The sequence below is a fragment of the Pseudomonas sp. BN414 genome, assembly GCF_029871275.1.
Taxonomy (GTDB): domain Bacteria; phylum Pseudomonadota; class Gammaproteobacteria; order Pseudomonadales; family Pseudomonadaceae; genus Metapseudomonas; species Metapseudomonas resinovorans_C.
On the sequence record NZ_SSOL01000028.1, the window covers coordinates 37316 to 51915 of the forward strand.

General features: G+C 63.2%; 14 protein-coding genes. 5 read left to right on the forward strand and 9 right to left on the reverse strand.

The features are described 5' to 3' along the window. Positions 1 to 2 precede the first annotated feature (2 nt). Complete coding sequence (locus tag E8E95_RS03660; protein ID WP_280348180.1) at positions 3 to 533, reverse strand: transporter substrate-binding domain-containing protein; 531 nt, start codon at positions 531 to 533, stop codon at positions 3 to 5. Positions 534 to 659: 126 nt separating this feature from the next. On the opposite strand from E8E95_RS03660, the gene E8E95_RS03665 reads away from it, so the two are divergent. After that, positions 660 to 1091: a DUF4399 domain-containing protein gene (locus tag E8E95_RS03665; protein WP_280348181.1), complete on the forward strand. Its 432-nt coding sequence runs from the start codon at positions 660 to 662 to the stop codon at positions 1089 to 1091. Positions 1092 to 1278: 187 nt separating this feature from the next. Here E8E95_RS03665 and serA read toward each other — a convergent pair whose 3' ends face one another. Further along, positions 1279 to 2508, reverse strand: coding sequence for a phosphoglycerate dehydrogenase (gene serA, locus E8E95_RS03670; protein WP_280348183.1), 1230 nt, complete (start codon positions 2506 to 2508; stop codon positions 1279 to 1281). Positions 2509 to 2696: 188 nt separating this feature from the next. Between serA and E8E95_RS03675 the strand changes: the two genes are divergently transcribed. The 4 genes from E8E95_RS03675 (at position 2697) to E8E95_RS03690 (ending at position 6374) form a co-directional block, all read left to right on the forward strand. Then, on the forward strand, positions 2697 to 4088 hold the full coding sequence (locus E8E95_RS03675; RefSeq protein ID WP_280348185.1) for an FAD-binding oxidoreductase: 1392 nt from the start codon (positions 2697 to 2699) through the stop codon (positions 4086 to 4088). A gap of 144 nt (positions 4089 to 4232) precedes the next feature. After that, complete coding sequence (locus E8E95_RS03680; RefSeq protein ID WP_280348187.1) at positions 4233 to 4898, forward strand: fumarylacetoacetate hydrolase family protein; 666 nt, start codon at positions 4233 to 4235, stop codon at positions 4896 to 4898. An 85-nt stretch (positions 4899 to 4983) separates the two neighbouring features. Continuing rightward, positions 4984 to 5916: an SdiA-regulated domain-containing protein gene (locus tag E8E95_RS03685; protein ID WP_280348189.1), complete on the forward strand. Its 933-nt coding sequence runs from the start codon at positions 4984 to 4986 to the stop codon at positions 5914 to 5916. A 110-nt stretch (positions 5917 to 6026) separates the two neighbouring features. Then, entirely contained in the window at positions 6027 to 6374 is a 348-nt protein-coding gene (locus tag E8E95_RS03690) for a NirD/YgiW/YdeI family stress tolerance protein (protein ID WP_077524170.1), read from the forward strand. Positions 6375 to 6515: 141 nt separating this feature from the next. Here E8E95_RS03690 and E8E95_RS03695 read toward each other — a convergent pair whose 3' ends face one another. From E8E95_RS03695 to E8E95_RS03725, 7 genes are all read right to left on the reverse strand, one after another. Then, a complete protein-coding gene (locus tag E8E95_RS03695) occupies positions 6516 to 7547 on the reverse strand; it encodes a histone deacetylase family protein (RefSeq protein ID WP_280348191.1) in 1032 nt (343 codons plus the stop codon). Positions 7548 to 7579: 32 nt separating this feature from the next. After that, positions 7580 to 8971: an APC family permease gene (locus tag E8E95_RS03700; protein ID WP_280348193.1), complete on the reverse strand. Its 1392-nt coding sequence runs from the start codon at positions 8969 to 8971 to the stop codon at positions 7580 to 7582. 449 nt (positions 8972 to 9420) lie between these two features. Beyond that, the gene (locus E8E95_RS03705; RefSeq protein ID WP_280348195.1) at positions 9421 to 10464 is read right to left on the reverse strand and encodes an extracellular solute-binding protein; all 1044 of its coding nucleotides are present in this window, start codon (positions 10462 to 10464) and stop codon (positions 9421 to 9423) included. Between the two features lie 29 nt (positions 10465 to 10493). After that, a complete protein-coding gene (locus E8E95_RS03710; RefSeq protein WP_280348197.1) occupies positions 10494 to 11282 on the reverse strand; it encodes an ABC transporter permease in 789 nt (262 codons plus the stop codon). Then, the gene (locus tag E8E95_RS03715; protein ID WP_179058497.1) at positions 11279 to 12193 is read right to left on the reverse strand and encodes an ABC transporter permease; all 915 of its coding nucleotides are present in this window, start codon (positions 12191 to 12193) and stop codon (positions 11279 to 11281) included. The genes E8E95_RS03710 and E8E95_RS03715 overlap by 4 nt, the downstream gene beginning before the upstream one ends. Next, a complete protein-coding gene (locus tag E8E95_RS03720; protein WP_179058496.1) occupies positions 12190 to 13239 on the reverse strand; it encodes an ABC transporter ATP-binding protein in 1050 nt (349 codons plus the stop codon). The genes E8E95_RS03715 and E8E95_RS03720 overlap by 4 nt, the downstream gene beginning before the upstream one ends. Positions 13240 to 13534: 295 nt before the next feature. Next, positions 13535 to 14551: an AraC family transcriptional regulator gene (locus E8E95_RS03725; RefSeq protein WP_280348200.1), complete on the reverse strand. Its 1017-nt coding sequence runs from the start codon at positions 14549 to 14551 to the stop codon at positions 13535 to 13537. Positions 14552 to 14600 lie beyond the last annotated feature (49 nt).

Genomic DNA, 14600 nt, shown 5'->3' on the forward strand with positions numbered 1-14600 from the left:
CCTTAGCGCTTGGCGGCAGCCGGTGGTTGGCTCAGGTCCTTGCCCAGCCATTGCGTCGATAGCGCGCCGAGCTTGCCATCGCTGCGCAGCTTGGTCAGCGCGCGGTTGAGGGTATCGCGGAAGGCAGGATTGCCTTTCTGGAAGGGAATCGTCATGGGTTGCGCCAGATTGCCCTCGGTCTCGCTCACGGGAAAGACGTAGGGTTCGCTGAACTCCAGGGTCTGCTCGCCCTCTGCGGGTGCCGCGACCCGGTCCAGGGCGATGTCATAGCGGCCGCTCTGCAAGCCTTCGAGCATCTTGCCGTCGTCGTCCACGACGAATTCCGCATCCACATTCATTTCCGCCGCCAGGGCGCGCCCCAGGGCAACGTCGAAGCCGGTCAGCTTGTCGTTCTCCCGGTAGCTGTAGGGCGGATTGTTTTCCTCCAGGGCGATGCGCAGGCTGCCGCGTTCCCAGACATCATCGAGCAATTCGGCCTGGGCCAGCGGGCTCAGCAGGGCGAACAGGGTGGGCAGGCAGTAAAGCAGACGCATGGGGGACTTCCTCGATTCGTTATGGTTTTTCCGCTGGCGCAGATACGGCGCCTTGCTCGGACAGCAGGTGAACCTAACTGGTTGCATAGGGTCTGGTATCTGGCTCACAAAACATGGAGATGTGTAATGAGGACTTTGTCTTTCCTGAGCCTTGGCGCCCTGCTGCTTGGCGCCGCCACCGCCACTCTGGCCGCTGTTCCACGGACTCCGGCGCCCGAAGGCGCGCAGGTGTACTTCATCGAGCCGGCTAACGGTGCCATTGTTGGTCAGACCTTTACCGTGAAGTTCGGTCTCAAGGGCATGGGCGTCGCGCCGGCTGGCGTGGACGTGCCCGCAACCGGCCACCACCATCTGTTGATCGGCCTCGCTGAACAGCCGGAAATGGACAGGCCGCTGCCCATGACCGACAGCATCCGCCACTTCGGCAAGGGCCAGACCGAAACCCAGGTCACCCTGCCGCCCGGCAAGCACACCCTGCAACTGCTGGTGGGGGACAAGAACCACGTGCCGCTGGAGCCGCCGGTGATCTCGCAATCCATCACCGTGACGGTCAAGTAAAGACGCTGGAAACGAAAAAGGGAGGCCGAGGCCTCCCTTTTTCATGTCCTGCACACTTCCGTCAGGGGATCGCGAGCTAGAGCGAGACAAGGCGGAAAGGGCCGAGGAGAGCAGAGTTTACGACTGTAAATGAGCATCTCCGAGGCTCTTTCCAACGCAGTATCGCCGACGCGCAGCAGCCCCTGTCTTAGAAGAGGACGCGGCTGCGGATCGTTCCATTCACGTGCTGAAGTTTTTCCAGCGCGAGGTCCGAGTACTCGGCATCGACGTCGATCACCACGTAGCCGACTTTCTCGTCGGTCTGCAGGTACTGGCCGGAGATGTTGATGCCGTTGTCGGCGAACACCTTGTTGATCTCACTCATCACGCCCGGCACGTTCTCGTGGATGTGCAGCAGACGGTGCTTGCCCGGGTGAGACGGCAGGGCCACTTCCGGGAAGTTCACGGACGATACCGAGGTACCGTTGTCGCTGTACTTCACCAGCTTCTCGGCCACTTCCAGCCCGATGTTGGCCTGGGCCTCGGCAGTGGAGCCGCCGATGTGCGGGGTCAGGATCACGCGGTCCAGGCCACGCAGCGGGCTCTCGAACTCTTCGTCGTTGGACTTGGGTTCGACCGGGAACACGTCGATGGCGGCGCCGATCAGGTGCTCGTCCTTGATGGCGGCGGCCAGGTGATCCAGCTCGACCACGGTGCCGCGTGCGGCGTTGATCAGGATGCCGCCCTTCTTGATGGCGCGGATTTCCTTCTCACCGATCATCCACTGGGTGGACGGCAGCTCGGGTACGTGCAGGGAGACGATGTCGGACATGCCCAGCAGCTCGTGCAGGTTGCCCACCTGGGTGGCGTTACCCAGCGGCAGCTTGGTCACGGTGTCATAGAAGAACACCTGCATGCCCAGGGCCTCGGCCAGCACGGAGAGCTGGGTGCCGATGGAACCGTAGCCGATGATACCCAGCTTCTTGCCGCGGATTTCGAAGGAGTTGGCTGCGGACTTGATCCAGCCGCCGCGGTGGCAGGAGGCATTTTTCTCCGGAATGCCGCGCAGCAACAGGATGGCCTGGGCCAGCACCAGCTCGGCGACCGAACGGGTGTTGGAATAAGGAGCGTTGAATACGGCGATGCCTCGCTCGCGGGCGGCACTGAGGTTGACCTGGTTGGTGCCGATGCAGAAGCAGCCGACGGCGATGAGCTTCTTGGCGCAGTCGAACACCTCGTCGGTGAGCTGGGTGCGCGAGCGAATGCCGATGAAATGCACGTCGGCGATCTTTTCCTTCAGTTCGTCACCCGAGAGTGCGCCCTTGAGGTACTCGATGTTGGTGTAACCGGCGGCCTTCAGGGTGTCCACGGCGTTCTGGTGGACGCCTTCGAGGAGAAGGAACTTGATCTTGCTCTTTTCGAGAGAGGTCTTGCTCATCTGCGTACCTATGTATCCCGGTAAAAATGTCAGAAGCGGGCCGTGGGGGAGCGCGGGCTGCTACCCGGAATATCGGCTGGAGCGCACGATTCACGGGGTGCGTATGCTAGCATGATCTCCTTTTTCCTTGCTCGGTTGCGACCTGAAACGTTCTCAGGGCGACCATGAATGATTTGAGAGTTTCGCTGATGACCAACGCTGCCCTGATCGAAGAGCTGAAGACCCTGGTTGAACCCGGCAAGGTACTGACCGATGCCGCTTCCCTGGACGCCTACGGCAAGGACTGGACCAAGCATTTCGCTCCCGCGCCCAGCGCCATCGTGTTTCCCAAGAGCATCGAGCAGGTTCAGGCCATCGTTCGCTGGGCCAACCAGCACAAGGTGGCGCTGGTGCCGTCCGGCGGTCGTACCGGCCTTTCCGCCGCGGCCGTAGCAGCCAATGGCGAAGTGGTCGTCGCTTTCGATTACATGAACCAGATCCTCGAATTCAACGAGTTCGACCGCACCGTGGTCTGCCAGCCGGGCGTGATCACCGAGCAGCTGCAGAACTTCGCCGAGGAAAAGGGCCTGTACTACCCGGTGGACTTCGCGTCCGCCGGTTCCAGCCAGCTTGGTGGCAACATCGGCACCAATGCCGGCGGGATCAAGGTGATTCGCTACGGCATGACCCGTAACTGGGTGGCCGGTCTGAAAGTGGTCACTGGCGCCGGCGACCTGCTGGAGCTGAACAAGGACCTGATCAAGAACGCCACCGGCTACGACATGCGACAGCTGTTCATCGGCGCCGAAGGCACCCTGGGCTTCGTGGTCGAAGCCACCATGCGCCTGGACCGCGCGCCGAAGAACCTCACCGCCATGGTGCTGGGTTCGCCGGACCTGGATTCCATCATGTCGGTGCTGCACGCCTTCCAGAGCAAGCTGGACCTCACCGCCTTCGAGTTCTTCTCCGACAAGGCCATGGCCAAGGTCCTAGCCCGTGGTGACGTGCCGGCACCCTTCGAGACCGAGTGCCCGTTCTATGCGCTGCTGGAGTTCGAGGCTGCCAGCGAAGAAATCGCCAACGACGCCCTGGCCACCTTCGAGCACTGCGTCGAGCAGGGCTGGGTGCTGGATGGCGTGATGAGCCAGAGCGAGCAGCAGCTGCAGAACCTGTGGAAGCTGCGCGAGTACATCTCCGAGACCATCTCCCACTGGACGCCGTACAAGAACGATATTTCGGTCACCGTTTCCAAGGTGCCGGCCTTCCTGCACGACATCGACGCCATCGTCGAAGCCAATTATCCGGACTTCGAAGTGGTCTGGTTCGGCCACATCGGCGACGGCAACCTGCACCTGAACATCCTCAAGCCGGACAACCTGTCCAAGGACGAGTTCTTCGCCAAGTGCGCCACCGTGAACAAGTGGGTGTTCGAGACCGTGCAGAAGTACAACGGCTCGATCTCCGCCGAGCACGGCGTGGGCATGACCAAGCGCGATTACCTCGGCTACAGCCGTTCGGAGCCGGAAATCGCCGTGATGAAGGCGATCAAGGCGGTATTTGATCCCAACGGGATCATGAACCCCGGAAAGATTTTCAACTGAAAGCTACTGCGCTCGGCCATGCTGCGTTGAGTTCAGGCTCGGAATGCTCATTTACAACAGTAAACTCCGCTTCCTCGCCTGAACTCGCCTTGCCTGGCCTTCGCTCGTGACGCTTTCGGCATTGCGTTCAACAGGAGTCGGTAAATGAGCTACCAGCACCATTACGTCGATGGCACTCCGATCCACTTTTCCCTGGGCAAGGTGGTCTGTGTCGGCCGCAACTACGCCGAACACGCCAAGGAATTGAACAACCCCGTGCCGACCGAACCGCTGCTGTTCATCAAGCCAGGCTCCTGCACGGTGCCGCTGGCCGGCGGCTTCAGCATTCCCCAGGACCGGGGCGCAGTGCACTACGAGGCGGAAATCGCCGTACTGATCGGCAAGCCGCTGTCTCGCCATCCCGATGCGGAAGAAGTGCGCGACGCCATCTCCGGTTTCGCTCCGGCCCTGGACCTGACCCTGCGCGACGTACAGGCGAAGCTCAAGGAGAAGGGCCTGCCCTGGGAAATCGCCAAGAGCTTCGACGGCGCCTGTGTACTGGCGCCCTTCGTTCCGGGCGATGCCCCGGAGAGCCTGGACGACATCGGCATCCGCCTGACCATCAACGGTGAAGTCCGCCAGGACGGCAACAGCCGCGACATGCTCAATGCCATCCTGCCGCTGATCCAGCACATGGCCGGCCACTTCAGCCTGCAGCCGGGCGATGTCATCCTCACCGGCACGCCGGTGGGCGTCGGCCCGCTGAACCAGGGCGACGAGCTCGTGCTGGAGCTGGTAGGGCACAGTCGCTTCGAAAGCCGGGTCATCTGACCCAGCCGACCGCCGGTCGGGGTTTCACGGAACTTTCACTGGCATTTGGCTATCTATTGCCGACCCTTTTTTCGAGTAGTGCCTGATGCCGCGCCGCCTCCTGTCGTTCGTTAGCCGTCGCCGACTGATACTGGGCCTGGTCGCCATTGCCGCCGGCGCCACCGCGCTGACCCGGTACATGCACTGGGATGACCGTGCCCTGGTGTGGGTCGGCGAGCAGCAGGCGAGTCAGGAACAGCGCGCCGCCAGCATCTGGCTGCCGGGCTACAAGGCCGTGCTGCAGGGCAAGCCCCTGGCCGGTCTGGAGAACGACGAAACCTCCGACCTGGCCTACAACCCCGTTACCGGGACCCTGTTCACCGTCACCGGCAAGTCGCCCACCCTGGTGGAGCTGAGCCGTGAGGGCGAGGTGCTGCGCAAGATTCCGCTGAAGGGCTTTTCCAACCCAGAAGGCGTGGCCGTACTCGAAGGCGGCCATGTGGCGGTGACCGACGAGCGCCGCCGTACGCTGTCGATCTTCGAACTGGACCCGCAAACCCGTGAACTGAGCGCCGATGCGACGAACGAGTTCGACCTCGGCTTCCCGGACTCGGGCAACAAGGGCTTCGAAGGCATCGCCTGGGACCCGGTCAACGGCCAGTTGATCCTCGGCAAGGAGCGTGGCCCCGTCGCCCTGTTCAGTCTGGGCAGCGATGGCAACGAGACCCTTGGCGAAGCGCTGCGTCCGTTACCCAGCTACGGCCTGGGCATGCGCAACCTTTCGGCGTTGAGCATCGACCCGCGCACCGGCCATCTACTGGTGCTCTCGGCCCAGTCCAATCTGCTGCTGGAACTGAATGAACAGGGCGACCCGGTCAGCTTCATCAGCCTGCTCGGCGGCATGAACGGCCTGGACAGCCGTATTCCCCGAGCCGAAGGCGTGGCGATGGACGAAAGCGGTGACATCTACGTCGTCAGCGAGCCCAACCTGTTCTACGTATTCCGCAAGAACCTGGTCGCCAGCGCCGATCGGGGCTGACGCGCGCTGCAGGGTGCGCCGTTAAGCTTCGCTTAAGGCGCATTTAAGCCTCGTTTCAGCCAGCCGCCTTAGCCTGATCCCGTCATCTACACACACACGGGATCATCTCCATGAAAGCCAAATACCTCGCTCTGCTGGCCGTACCGCTGTTCTCCACCGCCGTCATGGCCAACAGCTACACCGGCCCGGGCGCAAATGCCCAGATCAGCACCGTCGCCGCCGCCCTCGAAGCCACTGATGATGCTCCGGTGGTGCTGAAGGGACAGATCGTTCGCCGCATCAAGGGCGATATCTACGAGTTCAAGGACGCCACCGGCACCATGAAGGTGGAAATCGACGATGAAGACTGGCCGCCGATGTCCATCGACGACAAGGCCACGGTCAAGCTGACCGGCGAAGTGGACCGCGACCTGATGGGCCGCGAAGTGGATGTGGAGTTCGTTGAGCGGGTGAACTGATAAAAACTCCCCTCTCCCGCTTGCGGGAGAGGGGCTGGGGGAGAGGGTCGGTGGACTGGATTGGCTGCGATGCCGAATTCGGGCTCCATTTCCCTCTCCCCAGCCCTCTCCCTTAAGAGGAGAGGGAGCCAGTTTGGACCTTCACGCCACGCTATCGAACCCCTGCAGCACATTGATCGCGTTGATGCCGATCTCCTCCACCGCATAACCCCCTTCCATCACGAACAGCGTCTGCAGGCCGAGCTTGCCGATGATCTCGCCCATGCGCAGGTAATCCGGGCTGTCCAGCTTGAACTGCGAAATCGGGTCTTCCTTGAACGTATCCACACCCAGTGAAACCACCAGCGCGTCCGGGGCGTATTCGGCGATCTGCCGGCAGGCGTCGGCGAGGGCCAGGCTCCAGACGGACCAGTCGATGCCCGAAGCCAGCGGGTAGTTGAAGTTGAAGCCTGCTCCCGCACCCACGCCTTTCTCGTCGGCGAAGCCCAGGTAGTAGGGGTACTCGAAGCGCGGGTCGCCGTGGATCGAGGTGAAGAGCACGTCGGCGCGGTCGTAGAAGATGTCCTGGGTACCGTTGCCGTGGTGGTAGTCCACGTCCAGCACTGCGACCCGCTTGGCGCCGGCATCCAGCATGGCCTGCACGGCAATGGCCGCGTTGTTCAGGTAGCAGTAGCCGCCCATGTAGTCGGCGGCAGCGTGGTGGCCCGGCGGGCGGCACAGGGAGAAGATGCCGCGGGCACCCTTGCGCAGCTCGGCTTGGCCGCTGAGGGCGACGTTGGCCGAACTGGTGATGGCCTGCCAGGTGCCGGCGGTGATGGGCGCACCGGCATCGAAGGAGTAGTAGCCCAGGCGCCCGTCGATGTCGGTGGGTTCCACCTGGCGCAGACGCCGGGTCGGCCAGGCGATGGGCAGCATATCGTGGCTGCGGCCCTTGGCCTGCCAATCGCTCCAGGCCGTCTTCAGGAAGTTCACGAACCCCTCGCTGTGCACCCGCAGGATGGGCGACAGGCCGAAATCGCTCGGCGCCTGGATGGCACCCAGGTTCACCGCCTTGGCACGGTCCAGCACCATATCGGCGCGGCTCGGTTTCTCGAAGCAGGGGGTGAACTGGCCCCCGATCAGCTCGTGCTTGCCGTGGTGCAGGTGGTGGTCGTCGGAATAGATCGTCAGCATCAGCGTCTCCTTTCGGCTAGCGGTTCATCGGGTCATTCGAATTCGGAGAATTGCACATGCGGTGCCTTGCGGCGGAAACCGCTGGTCTGCACGGCGAGGTAGGCCACGCCAACGGCAAACCAGCCGAGTCCGATGGCCAGGGTCAGGCCCGAGAGGCTGGTCCAGAGCCAGGCGATCAGGGCGAAGCCAATGGCCGGGATCAGGCCATAGCGCAACAGGTCACCCGACTGGCGCGGACGGCCGTCGAACAGGTGAGTGCGGATCACCGCCAGGTTCACGGCGGAGAAGGCCACCAGGGCGCCGAAGCTGATCATCGAAGCGAGGGTAGCGAGGTCGATCACCACCGCCAGCAGCGACACGGCCGAGACGATCAGGATGGCGGTGGTCGGGGTCTGGAAGCGCCCGGACAACGTGCCGAACAGGCTGCGCGGAAGAATGCCGTCGCGACCCATGCTGTAGAGGATGCGGGACACCGAGGCCTGGGAAGCCAGGGCCGAACCGACGGAGCCGGCGACATAGATGGCGGTGAAGAAGGCAGCGAGGAACTGCCCGCCGGCCTTCAGCATCACTTCGTTCGCAGCGGCGTCCACGTCCTGGAAGACGCTACCGGGGAATACCAGCTGGGAAACCAGCGCCAGGATGAAGAACAGCGCACCGGCGATCAGGGTGGTAATGACGATGGCGCGCGGGATGTCACGCCGCGGATCGCGGGCTTCCTCGGCCAGGGTCGAAACCGCGTCGAAACCGAGGAAGGACAGGCAGAGTACTGCCGCACCGGCCATCAGCGGTGCCAGGCCGGGCTGGCTGCCGTCGCCAACGAATGGCGCGGTGAAATCGATCGGTGCGCCGAACAGGCTCTTGCCGGCCATGGCCAGGAACACCACGACGAACACCACTTGGGCGGCCACGATCAGGTTGCTCATGCTCGACACCGAATTGATGCCGCGAACGTTCAGCGCGGTGACCAGGGCAATGGCGCTGACCACGAAGACCCACGCCGGTACTTCGGGGAAGGCCACGTTGAGGAACAGGCCGATCACCAGGTAGTTGATCATCGGCAGGAACAGGTAATCCAGCAGCAGCGACCAGCCGGTGAGGAAGCCCGCGCCGGCACCGAAGCTCAGGCTGGTATAGGAGTACGCCGAGCCGGCGATGGGGTAGCGGCGGACCATGAAGCTGTACGACAGGGCGGTGAAGATCATCGCCAGCAGGGTCACCACGTAGGCCAGGGCGGTGCGGCCGCCAGTCATCTGCGTGACCACGCCGTAGGTGGTGAAGATGGTCAGCGGCACCATGTAGACCAGGCCGAAGAACACCAGGGCGGGCAGCCCGAGTATCCGGCGCAGGGCGGTTCCCTGGGCGCTGTGGGTGAATTCGTTGGGCAGGCTGCCGCTGTTTTCGAGGCTGGCGGACGGGGTGGGCATTTATTCTTCTCTCCAATCTACTGCGCGCCGCTGGGCGGCGCCTGGGTCGCTATGCGAGCCATCCATGCGCGTGCGAGGCCGGGTCCGTTGCGCATCCGGCTGTGCGCGAGCAGTCAGTAAGGGTGGAGTTGCGGGGTCCGCAGGACGAAGTGGTGGAGCGTGGTTCGAGGCGCAAGTGCACGGGACATCGTTGTATCTCTCTAGCCATTTTTCTTGTTGATTCAGCGCCGCCATGGGGCGCCTGCTAGTGGCATGCAGTTCGATTCTGTCAGCGCCCGGCAGGCCGCAGAACCCCGCAAAGGGTCAAAAAGGGATCGAAGTGGCCAATATGACTGGCCGACTTGGCCTGTGGCTTGGCTGTAGGAGCGAGCTTGCTCGCGAATCGGACCGCGCCGAAGCCTTTCGCGAGCAAGCTCGCTCCTACGTGGGGGACCTACGGTTGGGCCAACTCACTTCTTCAGCTTGGTCCACACCTTGCTGCGCAGGCTCAGGGCCTTGGGCGAGCAGAGTTTGAAGGTGCGCAGGCGATCGAGCTTGTCCTGCGGGGTGTTGATGGCCGGGTCGTCGAACAGTTCCTTCTCCATGAACTTGTCCGAGCCTTCGATGGCGTTGTTGTACTTGGCGAAGTTGGACGCGGCGGCGATGTTCTCCGGCAGCATCATCCAGTTGATGAAGGCGTGGGCCTCCTCGACGTTCACCGCGTCCTTGGGAATCACGAGGTTGTCGATGAAGACGTGGATGCCTTCCTTCGGATACACGTAGACCAGGCTATCGCGCTGGGCGTGGGCGCGGTGGAAGGCGCCGTTCCATTGCATGTGCATGGCGACTTCGCCGGCGGCCATGCGCTCGATGGTGCCATCGCTGTTGTACATCGCCAGGAGCGGCTTCTGCGCCAGCAGGAGGTCCTGGATCTTCTTCGCTTCCTTCGGGTCCTCGGTGCACTGGTCGATGGACAGGTAGTGGGAGGCGGCGATGTACAGGTCTTCGATGGAGTTCAGTGCGACCACCTTGCCTTTCAGTTCGGCCGGTGGCTCGAAGAAGGGTTTCCAGCTCTCATCCAGCTTGCCGCCCGGCACCTGCTTGCTGTCGTAGCTGTAGCCGGTGGTGCCCCACAGGTAAGGCACGCTGTAGTCGTGGCCGGGGTCGAAGTCGAGCGTCTGGAAGTTGGCCTTGAGGTTCTTCAGGTTGGGCAGCTTGCTCTTGTCGAGTTTCTGCAGCAGTCCGTCGCCGGCCATGATCTGGATGAAGCTGTCGGACGGCACCACCACGTCGTAGGCACCGCCACCGGCCTTGAGCTTGGCCAACAGGGTCTCGTTGCTGTCGTAGGCATCCAGGGTGGCCTTGATGCCGGTGTCCTTCTCGAACTTCTTCAACAGCTCCGGCGGGTAGTAGTCCGACCAGTTGGCAAAGTGCAGGGTCCCTGCCGCCTGGGCCGAGCCGGCAAGGCCGGAGGCGAGCAGTACGGCAAGCGCGAGCGGGGTACGACGGGTCATGGTCAAGCTCCTTGCTGGTCGAGGACGGGTCAGCGCTTGCGCTGCCCGACGTAGTAGGACAATGCAACGAAAGCTATGGAAATCACGAGGATGATCGAGGAGATCGCGTTGATCTTCGGCGAAATGCCCATCCTGATCGAACTGAAGATGTACACCGGCAGGGTGGTGGCCCCGGCCCCGGCGACGAAGTAGGTGATGACGAAGTCGTCCATGGAAATGATGAAGGCGAGCATCGCGCCGGAAAGGATGCCGGGCATCAGCAGCGGGAAGGTCACCTTCCAGAAGGCTTTCCAGGGCGAGGCGTAGAGGTCGGCAGCGGCTTCGGCCAGGCGCGGGTCCATGCCTTCCAGGCGGGCGCGGATCGGCAGGTAGGCGAAGGGAATGCAGAACACCACGTGGGCGATGAGGATGGTGAACAGCGAGAGCTTCAGGCCGATGAAGGCGAAGAACATCAGGGTGGCCACCGCCGTGACGATCTCCGGCACCAGCAGCGGCAGGCCGAGTACTCCGCTCATCAGCGTCTGACCACGGAAGGCGCGGCCGCGCATGCCCAGGGCGGCGAGGGTGGCCAGGGCGGTGGCGATCAGGGTGGCGAAGGTGGCGACGATCAGCGAGTTCTTCGCCGCCCGGACGATTTCCGGGTCGTTGGCGACCACCGAGTACCACTTGAGGCTGAAGCTTTCCCAGATGGTCGCCGATTGTCCGCCGTTGAAGCTCAGCGCCACCAGCACCAGGATCGGCACATAGAGGAAGGCGAAGAACAGCCAGGCGGTGGGCCGTACGCCGGTGAATCGCCAGAGCGGGTTCTGCATGTTCATGGGTGGCCTCCGCCGGCGGCCTGCTTGAAGCGCAGGCTGTAAAGCAGCATCGCCAGCAGCACGAAGCCGAGCAGGGCGAAGGACAGCGCCGCGCCCAGCGGCCAGTTGTGGGATGCGCCGAACTGCAGCTGGATCAGGTTGCCGATCATCAACGACTTACCGCCCCCTAGCAGCTCGGGAATGATGTAGTTGCCCAGCGACGGGATGAACACCAGGATCGCGCCGGCGACGATGCCCGGCATGGCCAGCGGCACGATGATCCGGCGCAGGGCCTGGAAGCGGTTGGCGCCGAGGTCGAAGGCGGCTTCCACCAGGCGCCAGTCGAGCTTTTCGAGGCTGGTGTAGATGGGCAGCACCATGAACGGCAGGAAGGTGTAGAGCAGGCCGATCACCACCGCCACATCGGTGTAGAGCAGACCCAGGGCGCCGTCCGAGAGCCCGAACACGCCGAGGCCGCTGTCCACCAGGCCGCCATTGCGCAGCAGCAGGATCCACGCGTAGACGCGCACCAGCAGGTTGGTCCAGAAGGGCACGGTGACCAGGAACAGCAGCAGGTTGCGTTTGCGCTCGCTCTGCAGTGCCAGGTAGAGCGCAGTGGGGAAGCCGATCAGCAGGCAGCCGACCGTGGTCAGCACTGACAGCCAGAATGAGCGCTGGAAAATCTGCAGATAGTCGGTGTTGAACACCAGGCTGTCGTCCAGGTCGCGCTCGTAGAGGAAGTTGATGTAGGCCTCAAGCGAGTACTGGTCCCACTTCACGCCGCCGTAGTCGCCTGGAGCCAGGATCGACACCAGGAACATGATGCCCAGCGGCAGCACCAGGAACACCAGCAGGGCGAGCATGGCCGGGCTGGTCAGCGCCAGTCGACGCTGCAGCTGGCGGCGCTCCGCCTGGGCGCGCAGGGTGCTCATTCGACCAGTACCCGAATGGCTTCGCCGGGTACCTGTACCCGCACCTTTTCGCCGGCTGAATAGACGTTCAGCGCCCCATTGCGGTTCTGCTGGCGCACACGGAAGCCACTCTGCCCGGCGATGTTGAGGTGGTACACGGTATCGGTACCGACGTAGACCACATTCTCGATTTCGCCGGCCAGGTTGCCCTGTTCGTCGAGGCAGGTGCGCTCCGGGCGGATCGCCAGGGTCACGGCGCCACGACGGGGGCTGTAGGCGCTGAGCAACTGGCCGTCGGGCAGCAGGATGCCGCGCTCCAGGGCTTCGCCTTCGAGGAAGTTGGTCTCGCCGATGAAGTCCGCCACCGTGCGGTTCAGCGGTGCTTCGTAGATTTCCGTCGGGGTGCCGACCTGGAGAATGCGGCCCTTGCTCATCACCGCGATGCGGTCGGACATGGTCAGGGCTTCTTCCTGGTCGTGGGTGACGAAGATGAAGGTGATGCCGGTCTCGTGCTGCAGGCGCTTGAGCTCGATCTGCATATCCTTGCGCAGCTTCTGGTCCAGCGCCGAAAGCGATTCGTCCAGCAGCAGCACCTTGGGCTTGTTGGCCAGGGCACGGGCGAGGGCGATGCGTTGCTGCTGGCCACCGGAAAGCTGGTCGGCGCGGCGTTTGCCCACATCCGGCAGCTTTACCAGTTCCAGCATGCGCTGCACCGTCTGCTCGATGTCGCTGCGGGAGAGTCCGCGCATCTCCAGGCCGAAGGCGATGTTCTGCGCCACGGTCATGTGCGGGAACAGGGCGTAGCTCTGGAACACGGTGTTGACCGGGCGGCGGAACGGCGGAAGGCCCTGCATGGGCTCGCCGTACAGGCGGATGGCACCAGAGCTGGGTTGCTCGAAGCCCGCGATGAGCCGCAAGAGGGTGGTCTTGCCGCAGCCGGATGGGCCGAGGAGGGTGAAGAACTCGTTGGCGCGGATTTCCAGGGAAACATCGTCGAGGGCCTTCACGCCCTGCCCCGGATCACCGAACTCCATGCACACACGTTCGACGCTGATCGCGCTAGTCATGCTGATCACAAGCTCTAAGGGTTTGTTCTTATTGGGCTTTTCTTTTTTCGCTGGTGAAGCGGCCCTTGTTTGTCGCGATTCTGTCAGCAGCCTAGTAGGTGCAGAACGATAGATCAGGTCAAAAGGGGATATTTTCGGCCAATTTGTAAAGGGTGATTAAGGTTGCGAAGAGGCGGGAAGGAGCCTGTGGGGGCGAATTCATTCGCGAAGGGCGGCGGAGCTGCCCCAGAGGTCGTAGGGCAGACCTGCGGTCTGCTTGGCGAATGAATTCGCCCCCACAATGGCCCCTGCAGGCCTAACGTCGATACAGACTCGGCGATTGCCCACTCCAGCGTTGGAAGGCATGTCGGAAGCTCGCCGTTTCGCTGTAGCCGAGCTGTTCGGCGATCAGGTAGATGGGCAGGTCGGTCTGCACCAGCAGCTGGCGCGCCTTGTCGTAGCGCACTTCGTCCAGCAGGCGCTGGAAGCTGGTGTTCAGCTGCCGCAAGTGGCGGCGCAGGGTGCGTTCGGAGCGATGCAACTGGCGCGCGACGCTATCGAGATCGCAGGCATCGCGCAGGTTGCCGGCCAGGTGTTGGCGGATCTGGTCGAGCACGTCATGGCGGCTGTTGAGTTGGGCGTCCAGTTTCAGGCATTGCTGCAGGCCATAGTGGCAAGTCACCGGGTCCGCCAGGGGCAGGGTGCGGTCGAGCAGGGCAGCGTCGAAGCAGAGCGCATTGCGCGAGGCGCCGAATTCCACCGGGCAACCAAGCATCTGTTCATAGATGGCGGCGTGCAGCGGCGGGCGATAGGACAGGTAGACCCGGAGAGGGCGAATGCTGGTACCGAGCAGGTCCTGCAGCACGGTGAGCAGCGAGGTCAGGCATAGCTCGCTGTTGAACACGGTCAGCTCCGGTGCGTAGCGGTAGCCGACTGCGACGAGGCGCGCCTCGTCGCGGTCCTCCTCAAGGCTCAGCTTGAAGTAGGTCCCCAGCAATGCTGACTGGCCGAGGGCGATGGTCAGGGCATCGCGCAAGGTGCGGCTGGCGAGCATGGTGTAGCCGAGCATGCCGTAGGCGGATACGTGCATGCGCAGGCCGAGGGACAGGCCCAGGGCGGGATCGCGGGTGCTGGCCAGGGCATTGGCGAAGACGCGCAACTCCTGGGCATGCGAGATCAATTTGTCGGGGGTGTCGAGATCGGCGCAGCAGACGCCACTGCCATCCAGCAGGACCCTGCGGTCGGTGCCGCTGCTGGCCAATGTGGCCACGGCCAGGGCGATGGTGTGCAAGGTGGTGAGTGCGCGTTCTTCCGGTAGCAGCGCGGTGGCCATGTCCGTCCCCTTTTGTAACGTCCTTCCAGCATGTGCGCAGGCTTTAAGC

Excerpts from the sequence above, each read along its gene's own strand:
- E8E95_RS03660 (WP_280348180.1), bottom strand. The coding sequence starts at position 533 with ATGCGTCTGCTTTACTGCCTGCCCACCCTGTTCGCCCTGCTGAGCCCG.
- E8E95_RS03665 (WP_280348181.1), top strand. The coding sequence starts at position 660 with ATGAGGACTTTGTCTTTCCTGAGCCTTGGCGCCCTGCTGCTTGGCGCC.
- serA (WP_280348183.1), bottom strand. The coding sequence starts at position 2,508 with ATGAGCAAGACCTCTCTCGAAAAGAGCAAGATCAAGTTCCTTCTCCTC.
- E8E95_RS03675 (WP_280348185.1), top strand. The coding sequence starts at position 2,697 with ATGACCAACGCTGCCCTGATCGAAGAGCTGAAGACCCTGGTTGAACCC.
- E8E95_RS03680 (WP_280348187.1), top strand. The coding sequence starts at position 4,233 with ATGAGCTACCAGCACCATTACGTCGATGGCACTCCGATCCACTTTTCC.
- E8E95_RS03685 (WP_280348189.1), top strand. The coding sequence starts at position 4,984 with ATGCCGCGCCGCCTCCTGTCGTTCGTTAGCCGTCGCCGACTGATACTG.
- E8E95_RS03690 (WP_077524170.1), top strand. The coding sequence starts at position 6,027 with ATGAAAGCCAAATACCTCGCTCTGCTGGCCGTACCGCTGTTCTCCACC.
- E8E95_RS03695 (WP_280348191.1), bottom strand. The coding sequence starts at position 7,547 with ATGCTGACGATCTATTCCGACGACCACCACCTGCACCACGGCAAGCAC.
- E8E95_RS03700 (WP_280348193.1), bottom strand. The coding sequence starts at position 8,971 with ATGCCCACCCCGTCCGCCAGCCTCGAAAACAGCGGCAGCCTGCCCAAC.
- E8E95_RS03705 (WP_280348195.1), bottom strand. The coding sequence starts at position 10,464 with ATGACCCGTCGTACCCCGCTCGCGCTTGCCGTACTGCTCGCCTCCGGC.
- E8E95_RS03710 (WP_280348197.1), bottom strand. The coding sequence starts at position 11,282 with ATGAACATGCAGAACCCGCTCTGGCGATTCACCGGCGTACGGCCCACC.
- E8E95_RS03715 (WP_179058497.1), bottom strand. The coding sequence starts at position 12,193 with ATGAGCACCCTGCGCGCCCAGGCGGAGCGCCGCCAGCTGCAGCGTCGA.
- E8E95_RS03720 (WP_179058496.1), bottom strand. The coding sequence starts at position 13,239 with ATGACTAGCGCGATCAGCGTCGAACGTGTGTGCATGGAGTTCGGTGAT.
- E8E95_RS03725 (WP_280348200.1), bottom strand. The coding sequence starts at position 14,551 with ATGGCCACCGCGCTGCTACCGGAAGAACGCGCACTCACCACCTTGCAC.